The organism is Streptomyces sp. NPDC001709, assembly GCF_053596375.1.
On the sequence record NZ_JBSFGB010000042.1, the window covers coordinates 22,178 to 47,288 of the forward strand.

Genomic DNA, 25,111 nt, shown 5'->3' on the forward strand with positions numbered 1-25,111 from the left:
ACGCGTCCCCACCCGCCTGCGGGCCCGGCCGGGGAGCCGGACATGAACCGGATCGTCGGCAGCCACGACCTCCTGCTCGTCACCCTGGACACCCTGCGTCACGACGTGGCCGCCGAACTCGCGGCGGAGGGCCGCATCCCCCAGCTGGCCCGCCACCTGCCCGGCGGCCGCTGGGAGGAGCGGCACGCCCCGGGCAGCTTCACCTACGCCTCGCACCAGGCCATCTTCGCCGGATTCCTGCCGACGCCGGCGGCTCCCGGCCCGCACCCGCGTCTGTTCGCCGCGCGCTTCGCCGGCAGCGAGACCACCGCGAACGGCACCTATGTGTACGACACCCCCGACCTCGTCTCCGGCCTCGCCAAAGCCGGGTACCACACCGTGTGCATCGGGGGAGTGGGCTTCTTCAACAAGCAGGGTCCCCTCGGCTCGGTCCTGCCGGGGATGTTCCACGAGTCCCACTGGCGGCCGGAGTTCGGCGTGACGTCCCCCACCTCCTTCGAGTCACAGGTGACGTGCGCCGAGCAGGTCGTACGCCGGCTCCCCGCCGACCAGCGTCTCTTCCTCTTCGTCAACGTGTCGGCGCTGCACCAGCCGAACTGGTTCCACCTGGCCGGCGCGACCCGCGAGGCCGGCGACACCCGCGCGAGCCACGCCGCGGCGCTCGCATACGTGGACCGGCACATCGGCCGACTGTTCGCCGCCGTGAGCAGCCGCCGCCGCTGCTTCGCCATCGTCTGTTCCGACCACGGCACCGCCTACGGCGACGGCGGATACACCGGACACCGCCTCGGTCACGAGTCCGTGTGGACCGTGCCCTACGCGCACTTCTTCCTCGACCCCGGCCCTGCTCCCCGCACCGGCCCGGACGATGAGGGCACGACCGCCGGGGCCGCCCGATGACGCTCGCATCCCCACGCCCCGACATCCGCAGCCCGTACCAGAGCTACGTCTACGCCTATCCCCACAAAACGGCCTACCGTCGCCTGCCCGACCGCCCCCTGCTCAGCGCGTTGTGGGCACGGGAGCCCAAGGACGCGCTCTCCCTCTACCTGCACATACCCTTCTGCGAGGTGCGCTGCGGCTTCTGCAACCTGTTCACCCGGATCGGCGCGCCGGACGGCCTGACCACCGCCTACCTGGACGCCCTGGAACGCCAGGCGACGACCGTCCGCGCGGCCCTCGGCGAGGCGGCCGGCCTCCGTTTCGCGACGGCCGCGTTCGGCGGCGGCACCCCCACCTTCCTGACCGCCCTTGAACTCGAGCGCCTCTGCGACATAGCCGAGCACCGCATGGGTGCCGACCTGGGCGCGATCCCGCTCTCCGTCGAGGCGTCACCCGCCACGGCCACCACCGACCGCCTCGCGGTCCTCGTCGAGCGCGGCACCACCCGGCTCAGCCTCGGCATCCAGAGCTTCGTCGACACCGAAGCCCGCGCCGCCGTACGACCGCAACGCCGCGCGGACGTGGAGGCCGCCCTCGCCCGGATCCGGGACACGGCCCTGCCGGTACTCAACATCGACCTGATCTACGGCATCGACGGCCAGACGGACGCCACCTGGCTCCACTCGCTGGACGCCGCCCTCTCATGGCGCCCCGAGGAGCTCTACCTCTACCCCCTCTACGTGCGCCCTCTCACCGGCCTCGACCGTCACCGCAGCGGACCGGACCCCGCCTGGGACGAACAGCGGCTGCGCCTGTACCGGCTGGGCCGCGACCACCTTCTCGCCCACGGCTACGTGCAGCACTCGATGCGCATGTTCCGCCGCGCCGACGCCCCGCCCCAGGGCGCGGACGACTACGCCTGCCAGACCGACGGCATGATCGGCCTCGGCTGTGGTGCCCGCTCGTACACCGCCGACCTGCACTACTCCTTCGACTACGCCGTGGGCATGCACGAGATCCGCGCCATCATCGACGACTATGTGTCCCGCCCCGCCGCCGACTTCGCCCACGCCGAATACGGCCGGCGCATGACGGCCGACGAGGCGCGCCGCCGTCATCTCCTGCAGTCCCTGCTGCAGGCGGGGGGCCTGGCCATCGGCGACTACCGGACGCGCTTCGGCAGCGACCCCCGCGACGACTTCGGGACCGAGCTGGGTCGCCTCGCCGACCGGGGCTGGCTGGAGCGGGAAAGCGGCGCGCAGCGGCTCCTGCTGACACCCGAAGGGCTCGCGCACTCCGACGCGATAGGCCCAGAGCTGTTCTCCCCGGCCGTGCGGGCCGCGATGGCCGCGTACGCACGCAAGTAGGCGGCCCGCATGGACCTGACCATCCTCTACCGCGGACCGCTCGCCTCCTGCGACTACGACTGCCCGTACTGCCCGTTCGCCAAGCGACGTGACAGCACGGCCCAACTCCGCGCCGACCGTGCGGCCTTGCACCGCTTCACGGAGTGGGCCGCCGCGCAGACCGGCGATCGGCTGTCGGTGCTGTTCACCCCCTGGGGCGAGGGGCTGGTTCGCTCCTGGTACCGGCGGACCCTGGTGGACCTGTCGCGGCTGCCGCACGTCCGCCGCGTCGCGATCCAGACCAACCTCAGCTGCCGCACGGACTGGCTGGCCGACGCCGACCTGGACACCCTGGCCCTGTGGTGCACGTACCACCCGGGGCAGACCCCGTACGACCGTTTCCTCGCGAAGTGCCGTGACCTCGCGGAACGGGGCGCCCGGTACAGCGTCGGTATCGTCGGTCTGCCCGAACACCTGGACCTGGCCCGCAGGCTGCGCACCGACCTGCCCGAACAGGTCTACCTCTGGGTGAACGCGGCCGAGGGCCATACCTACGACGATGCGGACGCGGCCCTGTGGACGGACCTGGACCCGCTGTTCGCCTACAGCCGTCATCCGCACTCCAGCGCCGGACTGCCCTGCCGCACTGGCGAGTCGGTCATCTCGGTCGACGGCGAAGGCACCGTCCGGCGCTGCCACTTCGTACGCACCGAGCTCGGCAACCTCTACGACGGCTCCTACCGGACGGCGCTCCGCCCGCGCCCGTGCCCCCTGGCCGCGTGCGACTGCCACATCGGCTACGTCCACCTCGAAACCCTCCCGCTGTACGACGTGTTCGCGGGCGGTGTCCTGGAACGCATCCCTGCGGGGCAAGGCGCCGCCCTCCTCGGACCGACTGGAAGCACCAGAGGTGAGGGACGGTCGCCTTGGCTTCGGACCTGACGGGTCAGAAGCTGAGGAGGCTGCTCTGCGAGATCGCGTTGTTCATTTCGCAGGAGTTCGCAAAGGTGTGTTTCCAGGAGGTGCGAATTCCCTGCCAGACGCCGTCGGCCGTGAGCGTCACCGGGGACCAGAGCCTCATGCAGGCCTGGCCGGGCGTCTGGGACAGCAGGGAGTCGAGCCGGCCGTCGGCACCGCGCAGCTCCGCGCAGGCCGCGGCGGGAGCGGGGTGCGTGCCGCTGGCACCGGGCGCACAGCTCAGCGTGACGGCGCGAGCTGCGGTGTCGGCCGAGCCGCCGGGGTAGGACACGGTAAGGACGAGCGCCGAGGGCGCGTAGAGGCTGGCGGGCGCCGCGGTGGCCGTGACCGAGGCCGTGGCGAGCGTCGCGCCGGTCAGGCTGACGGCGGCCGCGGCGATGGTGGCGAAGCGCAGGATGCGCATGTGAGCTCCTTCATGAGGGTTGGTGGCCGTGTGGGCCGGGAGCAGCTTCGCCTGAGCAACGGGGCAAGGCCAGTTGGCGGAACGTGTTTGAGACGTGCCCGACATGTGTGCGTAATGTGAACGGCATGTGTGCAGGTTGACGGTGTGATGGGGCGGCTGAAATCCCTCATTCACTCAATGCCGGGGTGAATCTCGCTAGTCCTGGGTGGGGGAACGGCCTGGTCAGGGTGATCGCGGCACCGCACAGAATGGCCGGAAGTCAGAGCCTCCCCCTGCTATACCGGCCACACCAACTGATCTTGACCTGTTACCTCGTCCGAGTGACTGCGGGCTGTTCCGATCCAGACTTGTCCGTAGTGCGCAAGTCTTGTACCGGTTCGACTATGCGAGTACCGGCGCCGAAGAGCGAGGAGGAGCTGGCCGAGTGCGAGACCGGCCGCCCGCTGAGCCGGGCAGCGCCTCGCTGTACGCCGCGGTGACCGACACAGGCGGCTGCGCGAGTCGCCCAGGGAGCTTACGGCGCCAGGTGACCGTGGCCCGGCCCGGCATTTCACGTGCCGGGCCGGGCCACCGTTCAGAAGTCCCAGCTCTGGCTGGGCGCTCCGTTGCAGCTCCAACTCACCAGGAGCTGGCCCGCCTCAGGCCGGCCGCCCAGGATGTCGAGGCACTTTCCGTTCATCCGGCTGCGGATCTCGCTGCCGTTGCGGAACCACCTCTGGTTGATGCCGCCGTCGCAGTCCCACATGCTCACCGAGCCCAGGTCACCCGGATTGAAGGCGTAGATCTCCAGGCACTTTCCGTTCATGTTGGAACGGATCTGCTCACCGTCCCAGAACCACTGCTGGTTGGTGTTACCGGTACAGTCCCACGTCACGGTGGAGGCGCCGTTCTCCTGGTGGAACGCGAAGATGTCGGCGCACCGTCCGTTCAGGTTGGACCTCAGCAGGGGTGCCGCGGCGTATGCCGGCGGCCCCGTCAGGGCACCGCCGACAGTGAGCCCGATGGCCGCCAGCAGCGGCATCAATCGCTTCACGGTTTTCATGTTTTCTCTCCCTCGAGCCAGTGCGCGGTTGCGCTGGCCCATGCCTACCTGCCGAGGGTTGTCCGGCGCCGGGACGTGCACGCCGGACATCAACAACCGGACAACGACCACGCATTGCGGCTGCGGAGAGGCTCCGGAAAGGAAGGCCATGCCACGCACCGAACGCCCGCTTGACCTGGACACCGGTCCGCTGACACGGTTCGCCGCCGACCTTCGGAAGCTGCGCGAGGCGGCGGGACGACCGCCCTATCGGGCACTGGCCCAAAGGGCACACTATTCGTCCACGACGCTGTCGGACGCCGCAGCCGGGCGCACGTTTCCGAGCCTGAACGTCACGCTCGCGTATGTCGAGGCGTGCCAGGGTGACCGCCGCGCATGGGAAGCCCGGTGGCACGCGGTCGCCGCCGAGATCGCCGCGAGCGGGCAGGGCGACGAGCCCGGGGAAACCAGCCGGCAGAACACACCGTACGCCGGGCTGTCGGCGTTCCAACCGGAAGACGCCGACCGCTTCTTCGGGCGCGAGCGGCTGACCGGCGAGGTGCTCGCGAGGGTGCGTGACCGCCGGTTCCTGGCGGTCTTCGGGCCGTCCGGATCGGGGAAATCCTCGCTGCTACGGGCCGGGCTCGTCGCCCGCGTGCGGGCATCGGGGTGGCCGGTGATGCTCTTCACGCCGGGCCCCCACCCCGTGGAGGAGTGCGCGATCCGCCTGGCCGCGGTGACGGGAGAGGCCCCCGGCGCGCTGATGACCGAGCTGCGCGACGATCCCGCGGCGCTGCATCTGCGGATCCGGCAGGCCATGATCGACCGCGCGCCGGACATCGACACGCTGATCGTGGCCGACCAGTTCGAGGAGGTCTTCACCCTCTGCCGGGACCGGGACGAACGAGACGCGTTCATCGCCATGCTGATCGCCGCCACCACCGCGACGGCCGGCCGGACGCGGGTGGTACTCGGCGTGCGCGCCGATTTCTACGGCCACTGCGTCCAGGACCCCCAGCTGGTCGAGGCGATGCGCGACGCGCAGTTCGCGGTCGGTCCGATGAGCAGCCAGGAGCTGCGTGAGGCCATCACCCTGCCGGCCAAGCTCGCCGGCTGCACGGTGACCGGCCCGCTGCTGGCGGCCGTGGTCGCGGACGCGACCGGTCAACCAGGTGCGTTGCCACTGGTCTCACACGCGATGGTGGAGACCTGGCGCCGCCGCAGCGGGAGCCGCCTGACCCTGGACGGGTACCTGGCGGCCGGCGGAATCCAGCACGCTCTCGCGCAGACGGCCGAGGCCGCCTACCGGGAGTTGTCGCCGGTGCAGCAGAACCTCGCCAGATCGCTGTTCCTCCGGCTGACCGCGCTGGGCGACGGTACGGAGGACACCAGGCGCCGGATCACCAGGGACGAGCTGGACCCGGGCCCCGACACCGCCTTCGTGCTCGAATCCCTTGCCCGGCAACGGCTGGTGACGCTGGACGAGGAGTGCGTCGAGATCACGCACGAGGCGATCATCCGATGCTGGCCGAGGCTGCGCGGCTGGCTCACCGAAGACCGGGACCGGCTGCTCCTGCACCGGCAGCTCACCGACGCGACCGCCGGCTGGGAGGCGCAGGACCGCGACCCGCACGCCCTGTACCGGGGTGCCCGGCTCGCCGCGGCACTGGACCTGGCCGCTGCGGACGGCAGCCGGCTCACGTCCAGGGAACGGTGCTTCCTCGACGCGAGCAGGGACGTGCAGGCCAGCGAGATGGCGGCGGTCAGACGCCGGACGGTCCGCCTGCGGCAGCTGGTCATGCTTCTCACCGTGCTGGTGGTCATCGCGGTCACCGCGGGTGTGCTGGCCGCCGGCTCGCGCAATTCGGCCATCCACCAGCGCAACGTGGCCATCGCGCGGAAGGCCGCCGCGGACGCGGCCGAGGTGCGCAAGCAGAACCCCGCCCTCGCCGCGCAGCTGAACCTGGCCGCATACCGGCTGGCAGCCACAGACGACGTCCGCGATCAGCTGATGAGCGCGTTCGCGACGCCGTACACGAGCCAGCTCACCGGCCACACCTCCGACGTGGTCTCGATCTCCTTCGCCCCGCAGAGCACGGTCCTGGCCACCGCGAGTTGGGACCGCACCGTCCGGCTGTGGGACATCGGGGACGCCCACCACCCCGTCCAGTTGGCGGTCCTGGGCCAGCACTGGCGGCTGCTGGCGGTCGCCTTCGGTCCGGGCGGCCGCGTCCTGGCGGCGGCGAGCGAACGATCGGTGCGGCTGTGGGACGTGACGAACCGGCGAGCGCCCATCGAGCTCAGCACCCTGCCGGAGCAGCAGGCCGCGCCGACGTGGGTGGCGTTCCCGCACCGCGGCGACGTCATCGCCACCGGCCACACGGACGGTGCGACACGGCTGTGGAACGTGAAAGATCCCCGGCATCCGGGGCTGCTGACCACCCTTCCCGGCCACAGCGGCGTGGTCACCTCGGCGGCGTTCAGCCCGGACGGCCACACACTGGCGACCACCGGCGACACCACCGCCAGGCTGTGGGACGTCACCGACCCCGCGCATCCGCGCCGCCTCGACGTGCTGCACGGACACACCGACACGGTGACCTCGGTGGCGTTCAGCCCTGACGGCCGGACCGTGGCGACCGGCAGCTGGGATCACACCGCACGGATCTGGCACATCGGCGGCGACCCGCGGCCACGGCCACTGGCCGTCCTGGTCGGCCATCCCGCGATCGTCTGGTCGGTGGCGTTCAGTCCGGACGGCCGGACACTCGTCTCGGTCGGCGGGTCCAGACTGTTCTGGGACGTCACCGACCCGGCACACCCGAAGCGTTTCAGCGCGCTTCCCGGCGGGGCCTACCAAGCCGCGTTCAGCCCGGACAGCCGCATGCTCGCCAACTCCGACCGGCTGCTGGACCTGCGGGACCTGTCGCTGGGAACCCACGACGACGTTGTCACTTCCCTGGCGTTCGCCCCTGGCGGCCGGCTGCTCGCCAGCGCCAGCTGGGACGGCACCGCACGGCTGTGGCAGGTCACCGGCGGCCGGGCCCTGTGGCCGCTGGCGATCCTGCGCGGGCACACCAAGTTCGTCCGGTCCGTGGCGTTCAGCCCGGACGGGCGCACCCTCGTCACCGCCAGCGAGGACACCACCGTCCGCATCTGGGACGTGACCGATCCACGCAGACCGCGGCCCACGTCGATCCTCACCCCCCGCGCCGGCGAGGTCGGCGGGGCCGGCTTCGGCCCAGGCGGCCACGTGCTGGCCGTGTGGGCGCAACAGGCGGCTGGACTGTGGGACCTGACCGACCCCGGCCATCCCCGGCCGCTGAGCCGGATCGCCGAGGGCGGGCCGAACGTCACGATGGCGTCGTTCCGGCCGGACGGGCGCACGCTGGTGACGAGCACGGGAGAGTCCGGCTCGCTGCGGTTCTGGGACATCAGCGAGCCGCGCAGCCCCCGGGAACTCCCGTCCCCATTCCGATCCGACGCGCTGACCAATGGCGTGTTCAGCCCCGACAACCGGAGCCTGGCTGCCGTCCATCGGACGGACAAGACGATCTGGCTGATCGATGTCAGCGACATCGGTCGCCCGGTGAAGGCGACGCAGCTACGGGCGTCCGGCTCCTGGCTCTACGCGCTCGCCTTCTCCGCGGACGGCCGCCGCCTGGCAGCCGGCGCCGCGGACGGCAACCTCCTGCTGTGGGACGTGAGTGGTGCGGCTGCGCCCACCGTTCTCACCGGCCACCCGAGTCCGGTACCGGCCGTGGTGTTCGGCCCGCACGGCAACACGCTGGCCACCGGCGGCAACGACTTCACGATCCGGCTGTGGGATACCGGCCTGGACAGGGTTGCCGCCCGCATTTGCGCAGGCGCGTACCCGCGGATCACCAGGGCCGAATGGGCACGGTACTTCGCGGCGGTCCGCTTCCGCCCACCCTGCCCCTCCACATGACATCCGCCACCACCCTTTGCAGGCAGCACGGGTGGGCGGTGGTGTCAGCTGGGGCGAGGGGTAGCGGTTGCCGTGATCTCGGGTGCGGTCCAGCTGGCCAGGACCTGTAGGGCCTGGGCGGTTTCGGAACCCGGTTCGACGTTGTAGACGCACAGGGTCTGTTCCACGTCGCCGGGGACCTGGAAGGACTCGTAGGAGAAGTGCAGGTCTCCGACGAGGGGGTGGCGGTAGTGCTTGGCGCCGTGGGTGCGGCGCAGCACGCGGTGGTCGTTCCACCAGGTGGTGAACTCAGGGCACCCAAGGGTGAGTTCGCCGACGAGGTCGGCCAACTGCCGGTCGTGGGGGTAGCGGCCTGCTTCGAGCCGGAGGATGGCCACTGTCTCCGCGGCAATCCGTTCCCAGTCGCCCACGTGCTCGCGGGCCTGGGGGTCCAGGAGGTAGTAGCGGGCCAGGTTTCGGCGGGTGGCGGGCAGGGCGTCGAAGTCGGCGAGGACCGCCCTGGCGAGCCGGTTGGAGACCAGCACGTCGGTGCGCCGGCCCAGGATGAAGGCCGGCACCTGGTTGAGGGTCTCCAGCATCAGGTGCAGGCCCGGCCGGACCCGCTGGGCCCGGGCCGACCCACGGCGTACGGTCTGGGCGCCGGACCGCAGAAGGTCGGTGAAGTGTTCGCGCTCGGTCTCGTCCAGCCGCAGCGCGCGGGCGATCGCTTCCACGACCTCGGTCGAGGGGTTGCGCGCCCGCCCCTGCTCCAGACGCGTGTAGTACTCGGTGCTGACACCGGCCAGGCGGGCCACCTCGTCCCGGCGCAGGCCGGGTACGCGGCGGACACGCCCGCCGGAGGGCAGTCCGGCCTCTTCCGGAGCGATTCCCGCGCGCCGTGAGCGCAGGAAGCCGGAGATTTCCTGGGTGCGGTCCATGGATCCAGTGTGAGCACGTCAGCGGTGCCGTGCCAGCTCCAAGGTGGCCCTGCTGGTACCTGTTTGGGCAGGGCCAGTTATGGCGTCCTGAGGGGCCGGCGCGGGTGGTGTGCTGGATGTGCGGCCGGCAGAGGCCGACCGCGATCCCACCCTCGCTCACCCCTTGGAAGGTCCCACCATGTCCACGAACACCACGTCCCAGCCCCTCGCCGGTCGCGTCGCCGTCGTCACCGGCGCCTCCAGCGGCATCGGTGAGGCGTCCGCCGAGCAACTGGCGTCCCTGGGTGCCCGCGTCGTCGTCCTGGCGCGGCGTGCCGACCGGTTGGCGGACCTGGTCGCCCGCATCGAGAAGAACGGCGGCAGCGCGGTGGCGATCGCCGCTGACGTGATCGACGCCGCCGCTCTGCAGGACGCCGCCGACCGGGTGGAGGCCGAGTTCGGCGGTGCCGACCTGCTCCTGAACAACGCCGGCGTCATGCTTCCCGCTCCGATTGAGGAGCTGGCGACGGACCAGTGGAGGCACCAGATCGACCTGAACATCACCGGTCTGATGAACGCGATCGGCGCTTTCACCCCGCAGCTGGTCAGGGCCGCTGCCGAACGCGGTGTGGCCGACCTGATCAACACCTCCTCGATCGCGGCGCAGAACATCTTCCCGAACTTCGCCGTCTACTCCGGCACGAAGGCCTACGTCACCCACCTCTCCCGGCACCTGCGGGCCGAGCTGGGCGCGAAGAACGTCCGTGTTTCGGCTATCGAGCCGGGCGTCGTCGGCACCGAGTTGCAGAGCCACGTCACTGATCAGGGTGCCCGGGACTGGCTGGCCGGCTCCAAGGAGACCATGGAGTGGCTCACGGCACAGGACATCGCGGAGACCATCGGTTTCATCGCCACGCTGCCGCCGCGGGTGAACCTCCAGCAGGTCACCATCATGCCCACCGGCCAGGCCAGTTGACCGGCGGTTCACCGGCGTGGGCTCGCCCGCCGGGGCGGGCCCACACACCCGGGGGAACCGCGGCGATCGCCTCGGCCGCAGGGTGGAAGCAGCGCCGTACGTTCCCCGGCTTCTGGCACCGCGACATCGGCATGAGCATCGGCAGGCTGGTACCTCCGGCTTCCCCGAGGAGGCTGCGGCCGGAGTGCTTCCAGCCGGGCAGCCTGGCATGGTCGGCCCCTGGAAAACGGTTCGACGGCTTCGCGGAGCCCTGGCACAGTGGCGCACCATGGATGACCCCGAGCTCGTGAGCGCTGCGGACGTGCGGCTGATGCAGGGCCTGGCACAGCGGGTTACTGCTCTCCGTCCGGACTTGGTCAACAGCGACGCGTCGTACGGAGAGTTGGCCTGGATTTGGGGCAAAGGGCACGCAAGCGACGGCGCGAGCTGGCTGCGTCGGCTGTGGCTTTCCGGTGATGAGCTGGTCGCGTGGGGCTGGGCCCAACTGCCGCACCAGGTGAGGCGGAGCGACGGGTCGGTGAAGGACGTCACCAGCGCCTATCTGGCGTATCAGGTCCATCCCGACCACGGCGACCTGCTGGACGAGGTGATCGACTGGTACGACGGTGTGACGGTCGGCATCGAGCGCACCGTGATGCCGAGCGCCGCCGATGAGTTCGCCGTGAAGCGATGGGTGGCGCACGGCTATGAGACCGATCCGGCCTCGCTCGGCGACACCGGCTCCTGGACTCAACTCAATCAGCGGGACCTCGATGACCTGGAACGGCCGGTGCTGCCGGACGGATTCCGATTCCGCACCGCCGACGAGGCCGGGCCGCAGGCCGCGGTCCAGGCTCATGTGGACGCCTGGGCGCCGTCACCCTATACAGCCGAGGCCTACGAGGGCGTCCGGCGGACACCGCCGTACCGCGCCGACCTGCACGTCCTGGTGGAGGCGCCGGACGGAACGATGGCCGCATCGACGATCATGTGGCTCGACGAGGTGAACAAGACCGCCGAATTCGAGCCGGTGGGAACGCATCCGGACTACCGGCGGCTCGGGCTGGGCAGGGCCATGCTGCTGCACGGGATGCATCTGGCACGGGAAGCCGGGGCCAATCACATGACGGTCGCCTGTCTGGGTGCGCCAGGGCATCCCGCGGCGCGCGGGCTGTACTACAGCGTCGGGTTCCAGGAGTTCACACGAGACGCGCCGCTCATCAAGCCCGGGGGCTAGCGCTGTTTCCGGAAACCTCCACCGGGTTGCCATTCAGATGACCGAGACCCCGTTCGCGTGGCCCGTTCGACGGCGCGTCACCAAGCTGACCGTCCACCTGGCAGATATCGAACTCCCGGCCTCCGTACGGTCAAGGGCGAGTGCGTCGACGGCCGGCAGCCACCGGCCGGGCATGGCGACCGGACACCCGAAGTCCTCGCCGCTGTCGGTCATTTCAACGCTGCCCACGCGCGAGGACGCTATCGGCCGTGCTCACCCAGGCGGAGCTACGCAGACGGCAACTGCTTACTCTTCGCAGTCCTGTTTGAGTGACGGGGCGATCTTGTTAGGGTCTGGCGGTGTTCTCCCTACGTGAGCCCGTCTTCTTCACCCGCCTGCGCGAGGCGGGCCGAGTCCTTGTCGCTGGTGCGGGCGGGGGCTTCGACGTCTATGCCGGGCTGCCCTTGGCCCTCGCGCTGCGGTCGGCCGGTGTCGAGGTCCACCTGGCCAGCTTGTCATTTTCCGACCTCTACGGCCTCGACCTGGACTCCTGGGTCGAGGAAGACGTCGCCGCCGTACGCCCCGACACACCGCTGCGCGGCGACTACTTCCCCGAGCGCTCTCTTGCCCGCTGGCTTCACGACCAGGAACTGCCCGACACCGTCTATGCCTTCCCCCTCACAGGTGTCCAGCCCCTGCGTGCCGCCTATCGAGCACTGCTGGAGCACCTGGGCGGAGTGGACGCGGTCGTGCTGGTCGACGGCGGGACCGACATCCTGATGCGTGGGGACGAACACGGGCTCGGCACTCCGGAGGAGGACATGGCCAGCCTGGCGGCCGTCGCCGGGCTGGACGAGGTCCAGCATCGGCTCGTGGCCTGTGTGGGCTTCGGAGTGGATGCCTACCACGGTGTGAACCATTCCTTGGTGCTGGAGAACCTGGCAGGCCTGGACCGCGCCGGAGGCTATCTGGGCGCTTTCTCGCTTCCCCGTGAAAGTGTTGAGGGTGCCGCCTACCTCGATGCGGTGGCCCACGCCCAGAACTGCCACGCGAGTCATCCGAGCATCGTGCACGGGTCCGTCGCTGCGGCCGTGCAGGGGGAGTTCGGCGACGTGAGGTTCACCGAGCGCACCCGTGGCAGCGAACTGTTCGTGAACCCCCTGATGGCGCTGTATTTCTGCGTCGACCTGCCGGTCCTGGCGCGCGCGAACCTGTACCTCGATCGGCTGGAAGGCACGGTCTTGATGCGTCAGATCAGCTCGGTCATCTCCGGCTTCCGTGAGCAGTTGCCCCGGCAGCGACCGCCCCGGGCCTTCCCGCACTGAGCCGGTAGGCAACCCGGCAGCGGCCATCTGGTCCGCCACCGCACCTTCGCCCAGGCCACGCTGCGCGAGGCGCTCGGCTGGGACGAACGCCGCTACGCGACCGTCGAGCGGGCCGTCATCGAGGCCCTGAACACGTGTGGTGTCGAACGCCACCCGGCCACGCAACGCTCGCCTGACTCCCAGCCAGAGCCGGCTCGGTAGCCCCGCCGCCTAGCGGAGAACCCATGGCCGAGGCATGGGTTCTCCGGCGTCCGGGGCGGCCCGGCTCAGCCGAGCTTGGCCGACATGTCGTACTGCTTGTAGATGTCCGCGGCGTTGTCCTTGGTGATCCTGGTGGTCTGCAGGGTCTGCTTCTTGCTGACGGTCGTTCCGTGCACGATGGCCTCGGCGGTGGCCGCCGCCTGCTGGGCGCCGGTCGGGTAGATGAACGTGGTGTACATCTGGCCGAGCTGTACGGCGCGGATGCCCCCGGTCGGGATGGCCAGGCCGTCGATGCCGACGAACTTGATGCCGTCGGCCTTGCTGGCACCGCGGGCCGCGAGGACGGCGCCGAGGGCCATGTCGTCGTTCTCACCGTAGACGACGTCGATCTTCTTGTCCTGGGCGAGCCACCGCTGCGTGATCGTGGTGGCATTGGCCTTCAGCCACTTCGCCTCCTGGTGGTAGACGATGTTGATGTGGTGTCCGGCGATGGCGTCTCTGAAGCCCTTGTCGCGGTCGATCTGCGGCTGGTCGGACAGGGTCCCCTGCAGCTCGGCCACATTGCCGCCGTGGGGCAGGGCCTGCACCGCCGCCTTACCGGCAAGCTTGCCGATCTTGTAGTTGTCGCCGCCGATGAAGGACGTGTAGCAGTCGGTGTTCACGGTGCGGTCCAGCACGATGACCGGGATGTGCGCGGTGCAGGCCTGCTGCACCGCGGCGGTCAGCGGAGCCGGCTCGTTGGGCGAGAGGATCAGGACGTCGACCTTCTGCTGGATGAAGTTCTGCACCTGGCTCACCTGGGTGGCGCTGTCCTGGTGCGCGTCGGTGATGGGCAGCAGCTTGAGGTCCGGGTACTTCTTGACGAAGTACTCGAGCTGAGCGTTGAGCTGGGCACGGTAGGGCTCGGCGTTGTTGGACTGGGAGTAGCCGACCACGAACGTCTTCTTGCCGCTGCCCGAGCCTGCGGCAGCGGTCTTCGGCGCGTGGGCGGCGCAGGAGGTGAGGGCGGCGACGGTGGCGACCGCGCCGGCGATGGCCATAAAGGTACGACGGCTCCGGGATGCAGCGGATACAGCGGACACAGTGGACTCCTCGCGTGGGTCAGGGTGAAGGGGGATGCGGGGGACGGGGGAGGTCAGGCGCGGGCGTGGGCGCGCAGGCGGCGCAGCGGCTCGGTGAGGGGCTGGAGAAAACCCGGGCGCTGCAGCACGACGGCCACGACGACGATCAGGCCCTTGATGATCATCTGCATGTTGTCGCTGATCGCGTTGAGCCCGAGGATGTTGTCGAGCAGGGTGAGGATCAGCGCGCCGACGGCGGTGCCGGTGATGGTGCCCTTGCCGCCGGCCAGGCTGGTGCCGCCGATGACGGCAGCGGCGATGGCGTCCAGCTCGTAGGAGGTGCCGGCCAGCGGGTCGGCCGAGGCGCTGTAGGCGGCGTCGATCGGACCGGCGAAGCCGGCCAGCAGGCCGCAGAGCGTGAAGACGGTGATGATCACCAGGCTGACGTTGACGCCGGAGAGCCGGGCGGCGGTGGGGTTGCCGCCCACGGCGTACACATGCCGTCCGAACCGGGTCCTGGAGAGCAGCAGTTGCACCACGACGCAGACCGCCACGAACGCGATCACCGGATAGCCGATGCCCGCGATCAGCGTGTGACCCGGAGTGCCCAGTGCGGCGAACGCGGCGGCCTTGGGCGTGAGGTGGCCATGGGGGTCCACCAACTGCACGCCGACGGCCACGTTGTTGCTCATCTGCCGGTCGATGCCGCGCACCACCGAGAGCATGGCCAGGGTCATCACGAAGGACTGGATGCGCAGCCAGGTGGTGCCGATTCCGTTGAGGAAGCCGAAGAACGCGCCCACCAGCGCGCACAGCGGGACGATCACCCAGGGCGACAGGCCGTGGTGGACCAGCAGCATGGCCGCCGTCATGGAACCGATGCCGAGCACCGAACCCACCGACAGATCGATGCCCGCGGTGAGGATGACCAGGGTGACGCCGACCGCGAGGATGCCGCGTGAGGCGAAGGCGGTGACGGCGTTGGTGAGGTTGTCCTGGTTCCAGAAGATCTGGCCCTTGGTGACGATGCCGACGGCGACCACCAAAAGCAGGCCGATGTAGCTCTGCAGTGAGCCGAGTGCCGGCAGGGCCTGGGACAGGCGCTCGCGCAGCGTCCGCGGGCGCTCACCGGTGCCGGCGGCGGTGTCCCGGGCCGGTGGGAGTGTCTTGCTCATTTCTCTGCCTCGTTCCCGTTCGCCGGTGGTCCGGCCACTACGTTCTGCCGTGCCATCGCCGCGGTGAGGATGGCCTCCTGGGTCGCGGCCGGCCCGTGGGCCGGGTCGCGGTGGAACTCGCCGGTCAGCCGCCCCTCGCACAGGACGATGATCCGGTCGCACATGCCGATCAGCTCCGGAAGCTCGGAGGAGACGGCGATGATCGCGGTGCCCTGGGCCGCGAGGGCGTCCATCAGGGCGTGGATCTCCGCCTTGGCCCCGACGTCGATGCCCCGCGTCGGCTCGTCGAGCAGCAGCACCGAGGGCTCGGTGAGCAGGCACTTGGCCAGCACCACCTTCTGCTGGTTGCCGCCGGAGAGGGTGCCGACGACGGCGTCCAGGCTGTGCGTCTTGGTGCGCAGCTCCGCGACCTTGCCGGCCGCGGCGGCCTTCTCCCGGCGGGCGTCCACGGTGCGCCACGGCCTGAGGTAGCGGTCGAGGGCGGCCAGGGTGGTGTTGAACCGCACCGTGTTCCCGATCACCAGGCTCTGTGCCTTGCGGTCCTCGGCGACCAGCGCGATGCCCCGGCGGATCGCCGTACGGGGCGTGTGCGGGGCGTAAGAGCGGTCGTTCAGCGCGATCTCGCCCCGGGTGCGGTCGCCGGCCCCGAAGAGGGCCTCCAGCACCTCGCTGCGCCCGGCACCCATCAGTCCGGCGACGCCGAGGATCTCCCCGGCCCGCACCTCGAAGTCCACCGAGTGCAGCGGCGTACGGGTGCTGGTGGGTGTCGGAGTCGTGGTCAGGCCCTTCACGCGCAGCCGCACGGCGCCGTCGGACCGCTGCTCGGCCGCCCTGGGGAACAGCTCCCCGAGCGGTCGTCCGACCATCAGGCGCACCAGCTCGGCGCGGTCGGTGCCGGCGATCGGGCGGCGGCCCGCGAACGTGCCGTCGCGCAGCACGGTCGCCGAGTCGGCGATCTCCTCCAGCTCCTCCAGCCGGTGGGAGATGTAGATCAGCCCGACGCCGCGGGCCGCCAGTCGGCGGATGACGGAGAACAGCCGCTCCACCTCCGCCTCGGCGAGCGCGGACGTCGGCTCGTCCAGCACCAGGATCCGCAGGGTGCCGTTCAGCGCCTTGGCCACCTCGACGAGCTGCTGCTCGGCGATGCGGCAGTCGCGGACCAGTCGCCCCGGGGGGGAGGGTGAGACCTAGGTCGGCGAGCAGCTCCGCGGTACGGCCGTGCATCGCCGTGCGGTCCAACGTGCCGCGTACGGTGCGCAGTTCGCGGCCGAGGAAGACGTTGTCGGACACGGACAGCTCGGGCACCAGGTTGAGCTCCTGGTGGATCATCGCGATGCCGTGCTGCTGGGCGTGCTTCGGTGAGTGGATCCGCACCGGCTCGCCGTCGATCTCGATGGTGCCCTGGTAGTCGGCGTGCACCCCGGCGAGGATGTTCATCAGCGTCGACTTTCCGGCGCCGTTCTCGCCGAGCAGCGCGACCACCTCGCCGGGGTGGACGGTCAGTTCGACGTCGCTGAGTGCCCGGACACCCGGGAACTCCTTGCTGATGCCCCGCATTCGCAGCAGGGCAGGTGGTGCGCCGCTCATGCGGCGCCGTCCGCGTTCATCCGCGTCATGGCGGACCTCCCATGGTGCACAGGTGACGTAGTCGGGAATGGATTTCGGGCACCCCGGCGGCAGACCGGGGACGCATGTGTGAGAGCAGGACCGGGACGGCCGACGAGTCCGTCAGGAGTCCGCGGGGCGTTCCGTCAGGAATCCGCGGGGTGTTCCGTCAGGGAGTCCGCGGGGCGCCGGGCCGCCGGTTCGTGCGCCGCCTCGCGGATCGCCCGCCCGTACCCCCGCTCCCCGGAGCGCCGGGCGGAGCCGACGGAACGCGTCGTGGACCGCACGGGCCTGAGGGGCGGCGCCGCCACGGTCACACGCGTACCGGCCGGCGACCACACCGGGACCGCGAGCTCGATGCCGCTGACCTGCTCGGGCGCGATGGCGTGCCCGGCGGTGCCCCGGTGGGCCCGGCGGACCCGGGGGACGGCGTTCCGGCCGTCGGAGAGGGGCAGCAGGCCGTTGCGTGCCATGGGGTGGCCTCCGGTGATACAGGAAGATCGACGAGGGAAATCGATTTCAGCAGATCGCGTGCCACACTCTTCCGTTAGAAGCGTGACGGTTCGGGAAGGGCTGCTTTGCAGCGGCACTGAGCCCGGCGGATCCTTGAAATCCTTTTCAAGGGGAACGTAGGGTTTGGCCTCCGAGGGTGTCAAGAGCCCTGTACGGGTCGGGCAAGAGGTCGGAGGACCATGACGACGATCAATGACGTGGCCCAGGCGGCCGGGGTCTCCCCGGCCACGGTCTCCCGGGTCCTGAACGGGGGCCGCGTCACGGCCGAGCGCGCCGAACGGGTCCGGCGCGCGGCAGTCGAACTGGGCTTCGCACCCAACCGGGTCGCCCGCTCACTGCGGACGCAGCGCAGCAGCCTCATCGGACTGATCATCCCGGACATCGAGAACCCGTTCTTCACGGCACTGGCCCGCGGCGTCGAGGACGCCGCCCAGCAGACCAGCTTCTCGGTGGTGCTGTGCAACACCGACGGGAACGTCGACAGGGAAAGGCGCTATCTGGACATCGTGGTCGCCGAACGGATGGCGGGCGTCATCGTGGCCGCCGCGTCCCGCAGCCGCACCGACCTGTCCGCCCTGCAGAGCCGAGGCATACCGGCGGTCGCGGTGGACCGCCGCCCCCGCGGGGCTGGAGTCGACGCCGTGCTGGTCGACAACGAGGCGGGCAGCGCGGCGGCCACGGCCCACCTGCTGGCCTGCGGCTACCGGCGGATCGCCTGCATCACCGGGCCGCCGGGCGCCTCCACCGCCGAGGAACGGCTCGCCGGCTACCGCAGGGCGCTGCACAAGTTCCTCGACGGCGACCCGGGTGCTCCGGCCGAGGACATGGACCTGCTGCGCGACTACACCCGGCACGCCGACTTCAAGGTCGAGGGCGGGCGCAGGGCCATGGCCGATCTGCTCAGGTTGCCGCAGCGGCCGGACGCGGTCTTCGCGGCCAACAACCTGATGGCCGTCGGGGCGCTGCAGGCGGTGCGCGAGGCGGGCCTGGAACCACCGGAGATCGGCCTGCTGTCGTTCGGCGAGGTGCCCTGGGCGCCGCTGGCGCAGCCCGGCCTGACCACGGTTCAGGTGCCCTCGTACGACTTGGGGTGGATCGCGGCCGGCCTGCTGCTGGACCGGATCGCCGGGACGGACCGGCCGCTGCGTACCGTGGTGCTGCGCAGCTCCCTGCAGATCAGGCGGACCACCGCGGGGCCGGCAACCGGCGGCTCCCCGGCGACGCGCCGACGCCGGTGAGGCGACCGGTGACAGGGGGGGTGCGAGCCGAGGGGGCGTTGAGTGGCGAGTCGCAGGTGGATCGCGGGCAGATGCCGCGCACCCCGGCTGCGGCACGAGCGACGGGCGTATTGCTGCCCCAGCCCGGTCCGGGGCGATGTGCCGCATTCGAGGTCCGCCGGTAAGTGAACGCCCGCAGTCGCAGTCTGCCTGAGCAACGGGCCGGCTTCATCGTGCTCGACCGCAATCCCGGCGACGGCGGCGATGGTGGTGGCCGCACCCGTCAGCGTGGTGCCGAGAACCGTCCCTGGCCGGAGAGCACCAGGCCATGGGCGGCCTCAGGGCAGTTGGCCACCCGGCATGGCACGACCGCCGCCTCCTGAGAGGCGGCGGCCTTGATGCTGTTTCACTGCCGAGGGTCGGCTATGTGTGAAGCCCGCCCCAACGTCAGTTCCAGATGCCGCTGATGTCGGAGGCGTTGGCCGCGGCCCCGGCGTGGGTCGTCAGCCCGGCCAGGTCCTCAAGGGTGCGCAGCGTGTCGTAGTGGTTGTAGTGCGTCGAGGTGGAGCTGCCCGGCGCGACGTGCGCACCGTAGAACACGGTGGCGATGTGGTTGCTGTGTGAGCTGTCGTCCTCGTCGAAGGTGACGGCCAGGATGCTGTTGTGCGTCTGGGCCCAGGTGGCATACGCGCTGAGGTTGTTCTTCAGCCACGTGTCGCCCGTCGAGATGGAGCAGTCGTGCATGTCGTTGCACAGGTTCGGGACGACGAACGACTCCTTCGGCAGGGTCGTGTAGTCCGTCGGGAACTGCGTGAACGTGTGCGCCGTGTTCAGCGGAACATTGCTGAAGGCGAACCACGGGTTGTGCTTCCGGGCGTACTTGGTGGCGGAGTTGGTGCACACCGTGGAGCCCTGGGAGGGCAGGCCCTCGTTGTAGCTGCCCCACGTCTTTCCGGCGGCGAGGAGCTCGGAGCCGAGGTTCGCGGCACTGCTGAACTGCGGGGTGTAGCAGTTGTCGTTGGTGATGCCCTGGTTGTTCCCGGAGAACAGGTCCAGGTAATTCGGCTGGCTGGGGTGGGTGATGGCGAACGAGTTGGTGAGGTTGCCGCCGCCGGCCTTCAGGGTGTTGTTCAGGTACGGGGCACTAGTGCTGCCGATGACCTGCTCGTAGGAGTGGTTCTCGAACACCACCACGACCACGTGGTCGGGGGTGGGAAGAGCGGCGGCCTGCGCCGCCGGGGCGGCGACCCACACCCCGACCAGGGCGGCGGGGAGAGCGGTGACCAGGGGCAGCGCCCGGCGCGAGCGCTTGATGCGGGACAACAAGGACACGGTGGACCTCCTGTGGGAGCGGTGAGGACAGTGGGGGGTTGTCTACTGCTCAGGCGGTCGTCTTTGCTCGGGCAGGCAGGAGAGTATGGGGCCGCGCCCGGGGTCTTCAGGTGACGGGCAATGAAAACCGGTCAAACAGCCGTTGGCTGCCGGGGACTCATCCATCACCTGTGTTCACCTTCCGGAGGGTTGCACCGGCCACCCGGGCCCCGAGCCGGAACCGGGAGCCGAACTGGCAGAGCCAGCGAGACCGGGTAGTGGAGCGCCTGGCAGAAGCCTGCGAGCTGCTGTGGGTGGGACCAGGTCGTGCGAAAGAACGGCACAACCGCCTTCAAGCCACCTCGTGGGAACGTCCCCCAGCGCGGCACAGGCCGGGTCAGATACCGAACGCATCGGCGTAGTGAACGGTTCCGCTGGGGAGAGGATGGGCGGCGTCGAGGCTGAGTGCCATCAAGGCGTCGTCAGGGACGTCGATGGTCAGGCCGATGCCATGGGCAGAGGCCCGGGTGAACCCGAACCGGGGGTAGTAGGTCGGATGCCCGAGGACGACCACATAGTGCTCGCCCAGCGACCTCGCAGCGGCCTGACCCGTGCGGACGGCCGCCCTGCCCGCACCGGTGCGCTGCTGCTCCGGACGGACGGCGCAAGGGCTCAGGCAAAGGGCCGGCAGGCTGCCAATGCGGCAGCGGGTCAGAAGGGCGTGGCCCACGGGGTTACCTGCCTCGTCCGCCTCGACCTCGTAGCGTGTCGCTGCCGAAGCTCGCACGACAAAGTCCCTGGCCGGGTCAGCCAAGCGTCCAGCGGATCATCCAGGCTTCGTTCTGGATGGAGATGACACCCTCACATTCGAAGACGAATGCGTCGGTGAAGTCCTCCGAGTGGTCGGGCTCGGTGGTCCATCGCTCGAGCAGCCTCTCCAGTTCCTCGGCGGTGCGCGTGAACTCCAGCTGCTGGTACGCGTACCGCTGGGCGACGGCGTGGGCTGTCACGGCGATCGAGACCGAGGCGACGACGGCCACCCAGGCCGCCATCCACTCCACCGAGAACGCTCCGGCAGCAGCCGCCAGCAGGCCACCGAAACAGCCCAGCACCAGTTCAGTCTGTTCCACGAAGCGCACCTTGCGGTCCATGGCTTCCGCCTTCGGCCGGTAGTACTCCGTGATCTGCCGCCGCAGGCGATGCTCGACATAGCTGTCGATGTCCGTCACCGCCGGCACCGTACGCCGTCGGGCATCGACGCCACTGGTGTAGTGCACAAGGTTCACGGCGTCCGATCGGTAGCGTCGGCTGCGCTCTGCCAGCAGTGCCGACGCCGACGCTGCGCCCCGGTAGGCGCCGACTCCGGCCAGATAGCCGTACACCTCGGTCTTGAGTGCCTCGGACACCGCCCGAAGCCTCGTCCAATCGCTCAGCCGCTGCGGACCCCCGCGCAGCGCGGCCACGGGAGCCGTGCCGGCCGCTGCCGCGGCAGCGAACGCGAGGGACTTGCCCACCCATGAGTTCCAGCCCATGGTCTGGGACGCCGCCGTGCCCAAGGCCGCCGCTGCGATGGCCAGGGTCAGCGCCAGGACGCGGGCCCGCGTCACCGACGCCTTGAGCCGGTCCGCACTCTGTGACCAGATGCTCTGCTGGTCCCACACTGCCGATACCACCGAATCCCGCGAGGTCTGTGTCACGGTGCGATTCTGGCGGCCTGTCGGCACCCGCGCCAAGGAGTACTTGCCTTCCGTCAACGGGCATGCCTGGGCGGCACGTTCGGTAGATTCCCCTCGTCGGTGATTTCCGCCGCCTGGACGTGACGCACGGAAACGCTCCGTGGGACTGGGGGAGGCATGACGGAGGAACGTGGGCCTCTACCCGAAGGCCGGCCGAACCCGCCCGGTGCCCCGGATCCGACCGGCCCGGCGGCGTCTCGGCCCACCGGCCGTCGGCCTCCTCGGCCACAGGCCGAACTGCGTCAGTCGCCGGCCAAGGGACGACTGTTGCAGCTGGTCGGCACGCAGATGCTTGCCCTGGGGACCGCCTGCGGTGCCATCTCCTACCGCTCCCTGCGCACGGGAAAGTTCGATCAGGGTTGGCTCGCCCTCGCCGTGGAACTGACCCTGATGACCACGCTGTTGGCCGGTGGACGGTGGGCGCTTCGGCAGGGCCGTCGGCACCGGGCGCCGGTCCTCCCGGGGCTCGGGGGCCTGCCCCAGGACACGCCGCTCGTGCTGCTGTTGCGCTCCTTCGTCGATGACGAAGGGCTCGCATCGATCCAGCACGGCTCGGTGAGGGACGGTCCGTGGCACGCGGCAACCGAGACCGAGGAGCAGCAACTGGGCCAAGCGGTCGAGCCGTTCGGGAAGATGATCGCGCTCGGCCGGCCCAGCGACCGCCTGCCTCAGGTAGGAGCGGCACGCCATTACTCCTCGGACGAGGAATGGCAGGCGCAGGTGCTCGCCGGATTGGACCGGGCGGTCCTCGTCCTTCTGGTCTGCGGCCCGGGACGCAGTCTGCGGTGGGAGGTCGAGCAGGTGGTGGCGCGCTGCCGTCCTGAGCGCCTGGTGCTACTCGGCGTCCGCAACGCCGTGCAGTACGAATCATTCAGGCTCGCCATGCAGGACGTCTTTCCCAAGGGGCTGCCTCCCACTTCGGAGGGCAGCGAGAGCTGGAAGAACCGCTTGGACGGGCCGGAGGCCTATGTCCGCGAAGCCGTCTGGTTCGACGCCGACTGGACTCCACATCTGGCTCCCCTGGGCAGCGACGAAGACCCGGAAATCGACGCCTTCCGGTTGATCAGTGCCCGTGCCTGGGTCAGGACCGCTTTCCCGCTGGCCATCCGGACCGTCTACCGCCGAGCCGGCGTCAACCCGCCGGGCCTGCCTCCTGGCCGACTGCCCCGTCCTTGGGCGGTGAAGGCCGCAGTCCCTCTGATCGCGCTGGCCTGGGCAGCCCTTCTCACCACCGGACGGCACCCAAGGGGCAGTGAGGTTCTGACCGTGCTGCTCTTCATGGCCCTTCCCATTGCCGCCCTGCTCTACGGAACCTGGCGCGGTGGGATGTTCACCAGCAAGACTCTTGCGCTGCTGTGTGGACTGGGTCCCCTGGTGTTTGCGGTGATGTCTCTGTTCGTGACATTGGCGCTCCATGTCTCGTTCGGGGTCGATCAGCCCTCAGCGCGTATCCCGATCGGGATCGCCCTGGTGACCGGAGCCCTTCTCCTGAGTCGCCAGGACGTGCACGACTGGCAGGCCTCCCGTGCCTACCGGGTCCCCCCGCGATCGGAGACTCATGGCGGCGGCCCCGCGACCTGAGCCGGACACCGGTCGAGCGACGCGGTATCCGGTGCGCGAAGCTGCGGCTTCAGGGTCGAACGGACAGCGGTACTGCGACGACTCGTCACCCCACCCGTTCCGGCTCGAGCCCCGCGCATACTCGGCATCGATGAGTTCGTGTTCCGCAAGGGAGCGAATGGGCCGCCACGGGACTTGCCCCTCACCGCTATTGCCCGCGCCTGCGACTCGGCACGGCGCTACCGCAACATAGACCTTGAGAGCCTCCTGGCCTCGCTCGGGACCGCGACCGTCGGCCCGCCGATTCTCGGTAACCCGGCTCTGACCTGGCGCTTTCAGGAGAAGTGCCTAGGCTGTGGAGCTCTGCTGGACACCGCCGGAGGGGGATTTCGTGAGTGAGGACCGCACCAAATGCGACGCCACCCACATTCAGGTGCTGGAGAGGCGGGGAGCCATCCGGATCTCTGACCCCAGCCGCAAACTGACCGCGTCCGCAGCGCCGCAGGCGTAACCCCGCCACCGATGGCGCCGCCGCGTACCTCGCTGTCCGCCGACCTCACCACCGAAAACGACTACCCGAGAGGACCCGACACCTGATGTCCATATGGCCTTCGATCGTTGCCGTACTCGGTACCCTCGCCGGTGCCCTGACGGCCGGACTCCTCCAGCACCGTTCGGCACGCACCGCACGCGCCGAGGAGCGCGCCGACAGCCACCGCCAGGACCAGCTCGGTGCCGTCACCGACTTCGCGGCCGCCCTCGACGCGCACCGCTCGGCGATGTTCCATCGGGAGCGTCTGGCCCTGACCGAGGCAGGCACCGAGCACCAGCTGGAAGCCCAGACGAGATCCCACGACACCCGGGCGGCAATCACCGCGCCCCACATCCGCCTCCAGGTCCTGGTCCCTGAGCTGGCCGGCCCCGCCCAGCAGGCCGCAGATGCCACGTACGCGCTGCGTAAGGCCACCGACCGGACCGAGCTGGACGCCCGACGGCATGCGGCCAAGGAAGCATCCGTCGCCTTCATCGCCGCAGCCGCCACGCTGCTGAGCCCCAACAACCGCTGACCGAGGGCGACCACTGCCAGCGTCCTGGCCGCCCGGTCGTGCCGGTCCTATACGCCCTTCAACACCCGCGCGCTCCCGAAAGCCGCAAACAACCGTTGTTGGAGATGACCTACGTAGCCAGGATCTTGCGGCGGAGCTGGTCACCGCCGGGCCCTGCTCTCCCCGGCTGGCTCGAAATGCGGTCAGGTCTCCGGCAGCACGAGCCAGATCTCGGAGAGGGAGAGGCCGTGCTCGCGACTCACCGCCCCGCAGGGGCAGCCCAATGTGGCCCGACGCCAATCGCAGGTCACGGTCCACGGGCCGTCCTTGCCTGCGCACTCTGGGCAGCCGACCGTTTCGGCTGCCCATACCCCTCTGGCGGGTCTGGTGTGGCGACGGAATCTACCTACGTATCGGGCCTGCCAAGGCTCAACGGGCGGTGTGCGCGGGACAGTCCCGGGCGTGCTCGTCGCGACGAGGGCGGTGAACAGTGCGGTCAGGTCGGGGAGCAGGGCTTCGCCCGCCTCGGTTGGCGGCGCCGCGCCTTCCGTTGTCCCCGGCACCGTTCCATACCTCGGGGCCGCGGCCGCAATGGGGGGATTCGGGGCAGCGTGCCAGGGCAGCAGGGCGCGGGCGACGGCGGCCAGGAGTGCGGCGACAGGCGGGCTGACAGCACCGGCGTCGAGGTGGTGGACGGTAGTCCGCACAATGCGTT

General features: G+C 70.1%; 20 protein-coding genes and 1 pseudogene. 10 read left to right on the forward strand and 11 right to left on the reverse strand.

Annotated features, from left to right (window positions below; translation table 11 throughout):
- Positions 1 to 42: 42 nt before the first annotated feature.
- Genes ACWC0C_RS39575 through ACWC0C_RS39585 form a run of 3 tightly spaced genes read left to right on the forward strand, consistent with a single transcriptional unit; the run spans position 43 to position 3,170 of the window.
- Positions 43 to 900 carry an STM4013/SEN3800 family hydrolase gene (locus ACWC0C_RS39575; RefSeq protein WP_450869335.1) on the forward strand — a complete coding sequence of 286 codons (858 nt, stop codon included), beginning with the start codon at positions 43 to 45 and terminating at the stop codon, positions 898 to 900.
- Positions 897 to 2,249, forward strand: coding sequence for an STM4012 family radical SAM protein (locus tag ACWC0C_RS39580; protein WP_450869337.1), 1,353 nt, complete (start codon positions 897 to 899; stop codon positions 2,247 to 2,249). The genes ACWC0C_RS39575 and ACWC0C_RS39580 overlap by 4 nt, the downstream gene beginning before the upstream one ends.
- Before the next feature lie 9 nt (positions 2,250 to 2,258).
- Positions 2,259 to 3,170: an STM4011 family radical SAM protein gene (locus ACWC0C_RS39585; protein ID WP_450869339.1), complete on the forward strand. Its 912-nt coding sequence runs from the start codon at positions 2,259 to 2,261 to the stop codon at positions 3,168 to 3,170.
- A 4-nt stretch (positions 3,171 to 3,174) separates the two neighbouring features.
- On the opposite strand, the gene ACWC0C_RS39590 is transcribed toward ACWC0C_RS39585, so the two are convergent.
- Both ACWC0C_RS39590 and ACWC0C_RS39595 read right to left on the reverse strand, forming a co-directional pair.
- Positions 3,175 to 3,609, reverse strand: a complete 435-nt coding sequence (locus ACWC0C_RS39590) for a subtilase-type protease inhibitor (RefSeq protein ID WP_449194312.1) — start codon at positions 3,607 to 3,609, stop codon at positions 3,175 to 3,177.
- Between the two features lie 574 nt (positions 3,610 to 4,183).
- On the reverse strand, positions 4,184 to 4,651 hold the full coding sequence (locus ACWC0C_RS39595; RefSeq protein WP_450869341.1) for an RICIN domain-containing protein: 468 nt from the start codon (positions 4,649 to 4,651) through the stop codon (positions 4,184 to 4,186).
- A gap of 148 nt (positions 4,652 to 4,799) precedes the next feature.
- On the opposite strand from ACWC0C_RS39595, the gene ACWC0C_RS39600 reads away from it, so the two are divergent.
- Complete coding sequence (locus ACWC0C_RS39600) at positions 4,800 to 8,579, forward strand: nSTAND1 domain-containing NTPase (protein ID WP_450869343.1); 3,780 nt, start codon at positions 4,800 to 4,802, stop codon at positions 8,577 to 8,579.
- A gap of 44 nt (positions 8,580 to 8,623) precedes the next feature.
- Here the strand turns inward: ACWC0C_RS39600 and ACWC0C_RS39605 are convergent, their stop codons facing one another.
- Complete coding sequence (locus ACWC0C_RS39605; RefSeq protein ID WP_450869345.1) at positions 8,624 to 9,496, reverse strand: helix-turn-helix domain-containing protein; 873 nt, start codon at positions 9,494 to 9,496, stop codon at positions 8,624 to 8,626.
- Positions 9,497 to 9,674: 178 nt separating this feature from the next.
- Here ACWC0C_RS39605 and ACWC0C_RS39610 point away from each other — a divergent pair, with 178 nt between their 5' ends.
- The 3 genes from ACWC0C_RS39610 (at position 9,675) to ACWC0C_RS39620 (ending at position 12,971) form a co-directional block, all read left to right on the forward strand.
- Positions 9,675 to 10,451 (forward strand): SDR family oxidoreductase, encoded by a 777-nt coding sequence (locus tag ACWC0C_RS39610; RefSeq protein WP_450869347.1) that lies wholly within the window; start codon positions 9,675 to 9,677, stop codon positions 10,449 to 10,451.
- Between the two features lie 208 nt (positions 10,452 to 10,659).
- On the forward strand, positions 10,660 to 11,667 hold the full coding sequence (locus ACWC0C_RS39615) for a GNAT family N-acetyltransferase (RefSeq protein ID WP_450869349.1): 1,008 nt from the start codon (positions 10,660 to 10,662) through the stop codon (positions 11,665 to 11,667).
- A gap of 338 nt (positions 11,668 to 12,005) precedes the next feature.
- Positions 12,006 to 12,971, forward strand: coding sequence for a DUF1152 domain-containing protein (locus ACWC0C_RS39620; protein WP_449194306.1), 966 nt, complete (start codon positions 12,006 to 12,008; stop codon positions 12,969 to 12,971).
- A 266-nt stretch (positions 12,972 to 13,237) separates the two neighbouring features.
- On the opposite strand, the gene ACWC0C_RS39625 is transcribed toward ACWC0C_RS39620, so the two are convergent.
- The 5 genes and pseudogenes from ACWC0C_RS39625 to ACWC0C_RS39645 all read right to left on the reverse strand — a co-directional run bounded on the left by ACWC0C_RS39625 (position 13,238) and on the right by ACWC0C_RS39645 (position 17,486).
- Positions 13,238 to 14,212, reverse strand: a complete 975-nt coding sequence (locus tag ACWC0C_RS39625; RefSeq protein ID WP_450869351.1) for a substrate-binding domain-containing protein — start codon at positions 14,210 to 14,212, stop codon at positions 13,238 to 13,240.
- Between the two features lie 95 nt (positions 14,213 to 14,307).
- Complete coding sequence (locus ACWC0C_RS39630; protein WP_450869408.1) at positions 14,308 to 15,408, reverse strand: ABC transporter permease; 1,101 nt, start codon at positions 15,406 to 15,408, stop codon at positions 14,308 to 14,310.
- Positions 15,405 to 16,529: a sugar ABC transporter ATP-binding protein gene (locus ACWC0C_RS39635; protein ID WP_450869352.1), complete on the reverse strand. Its 1,125-nt coding sequence runs from the start codon at positions 16,527 to 16,529 to the stop codon at positions 15,405 to 15,407. Before ACWC0C_RS39635 ends, ACWC0C_RS39630 begins: the two co-directional genes overlap by 4 nt.
- Before the next feature lie 121 nt (positions 16,530 to 16,650).
- Positions 16,651 to 16,995 (reverse strand): annotated as a pseudogene (locus ACWC0C_RS39640) (ATP-binding cassette domain-containing protein); the annotation flags it as partial.
- Positions 16,996 to 17,159: 164 nt separating this feature from the next.
- Complete coding sequence (locus ACWC0C_RS39645) at positions 17,160 to 17,486, reverse strand: hypothetical protein (protein WP_450869354.1); 327 nt, start codon at positions 17,484 to 17,486, stop codon at positions 17,160 to 17,162.
- Positions 17,487 to 17,705: 219 nt separating this feature from the next.
- Between ACWC0C_RS39645 and ACWC0C_RS39650 the strand changes: the two genes are divergently transcribed.
- Positions 17,706 to 18,764, forward strand: coding sequence for a LacI family DNA-binding transcriptional regulator (locus ACWC0C_RS39650; RefSeq protein ID WP_450869356.1), 1,059 nt, complete (start codon positions 17,706 to 17,708; stop codon positions 18,762 to 18,764).
- A 426-nt stretch (positions 18,765 to 19,190) separates the two neighbouring features.
- Here the strand turns inward: ACWC0C_RS39650 and ACWC0C_RS39655 are convergent, their stop codons facing one another.
- The 3 genes from ACWC0C_RS39655 to ACWC0C_RS39665 form a co-directional block, all read right to left on the reverse strand.
- Positions 19,191 to 20,075 carry an alkaline phosphatase family protein gene (locus ACWC0C_RS39655; RefSeq protein WP_449194300.1) on the reverse strand — a complete coding sequence of 295 codons (885 nt, stop codon included), beginning with the start codon at positions 20,073 to 20,075 and terminating at the stop codon, positions 19,191 to 19,193.
- Between the two features lie 376 nt (positions 20,076 to 20,451).
- The gene (locus tag ACWC0C_RS39660; protein WP_450869409.1) at positions 20,452 to 20,841 is read right to left on the reverse strand and encodes a GNAT family N-acetyltransferase; all 390 of its coding nucleotides are present in this window, start codon (positions 20,839 to 20,841) and stop codon (positions 20,452 to 20,454) included.
- 19 nt (positions 20,842 to 20,860) lie between these two features.
- On the reverse strand, positions 20,861 to 21,751 hold the full coding sequence (locus ACWC0C_RS39665) for a DUF4231 domain-containing protein (protein WP_450869358.1): 891 nt from the start codon (positions 21,749 to 21,751) through the stop codon (positions 20,861 to 20,863).
- Between the two features lie 306 nt (positions 21,752 to 22,057).
- Between ACWC0C_RS39665 and ACWC0C_RS39670 the strand changes: the two genes are divergently transcribed.
- Entirely contained in the window at positions 22,058 to 23,371 is a 1,314-nt protein-coding gene (locus ACWC0C_RS39670; protein ID WP_450869360.1) for a hypothetical protein, read from the forward strand.
- A 575-nt stretch (positions 23,372 to 23,946) separates the two neighbouring features.
- A complete protein-coding gene (locus ACWC0C_RS39675; RefSeq protein ID WP_450869362.1) occupies positions 23,947 to 24,417 on the forward strand; it encodes a hypothetical protein in 471 nt (156 codons plus the stop codon).
- Positions 24,418 to 25,111: the final 694 nt, after the last annotated feature.

Coding starts and splice junctions, on each gene's coding strand:
- ACWC0C_RS39605 (WP_450869345.1), bottom strand. CDS start 9,496: ATGGACCGCACCCAGGAAATCTCCGGCTTCCTGCGCTCACGGCGCGCG.
- ACWC0C_RS39595 (WP_450869341.1), bottom strand. CDS start 4,651: ATGAAAACCGTGAAGCGATTGATGCCGCTGCTGGCGGCCATCGGGCTC.
- ACWC0C_RS39610 (WP_450869347.1), top strand. CDS start 9,675: ATGTCCACGAACACCACGTCCCAGCCCCTCGCCGGTCGCGTCGCCGTC.
- ACWC0C_RS39630 (WP_450869408.1), bottom strand. CDS start 15,408: ATGAGCAAGACACTCCCACCGGCCCGGGACACCGCCGCCGGCACCGGT.
- ACWC0C_RS39675 (WP_450869362.1), top strand. CDS start 23,947: ATGTCCATATGGCCTTCGATCGTTGCCGTACTCGGTACCCTCGCCGGT.
- ACWC0C_RS39590 (WP_449194312.1), bottom strand. CDS start 3,609: ATGCGCATCCTGCGCTTCGCCACCATCGCCGCGGCCGCCGTCAGCCTG.
- ACWC0C_RS39600 (WP_450869343.1), top strand. CDS start 4,800: ATGCCACGCACCGAACGCCCGCTTGACCTGGACACCGGTCCGCTGACA.
- ACWC0C_RS39575 (WP_450869335.1), top strand. CDS start 43: ATGAACCGGATCGTCGGCAGCCACGACCTCCTGCTCGTCACCCTGGAC.
- ACWC0C_RS39615 (WP_450869349.1), top strand. CDS start 10,660: ATGGTCGGCCCCTGGAAAACGGTTCGACGGCTTCGCGGAGCCCTGGCA.
- ACWC0C_RS39650 (WP_450869356.1), top strand. CDS start 17,706: ATGACGACGATCAATGACGTGGCCCAGGCGGCCGGGGTCTCCCCGGCC.
- ACWC0C_RS39625 (WP_450869351.1), bottom strand. CDS start 14,212: ATGGCCATCGCCGGCGCGGTCGCCACCGTCGCCGCCCTCACCTCCTGC.
- ACWC0C_RS39645 (WP_450869354.1), bottom strand. CDS start 17,486: ATGGCACGCAACGGCCTGCTGCCCCTCTCCGACGGCCGGAACGCCGTC.
- ACWC0C_RS39585 (WP_450869339.1), top strand. CDS start 2,259: ATGGACCTGACCATCCTCTACCGCGGACCGCTCGCCTCCTGCGACTAC.
- ACWC0C_RS39580 (WP_450869337.1), top strand. CDS start 897: ATGACGCTCGCATCCCCACGCCCCGACATCCGCAGCCCGTACCAGAGC.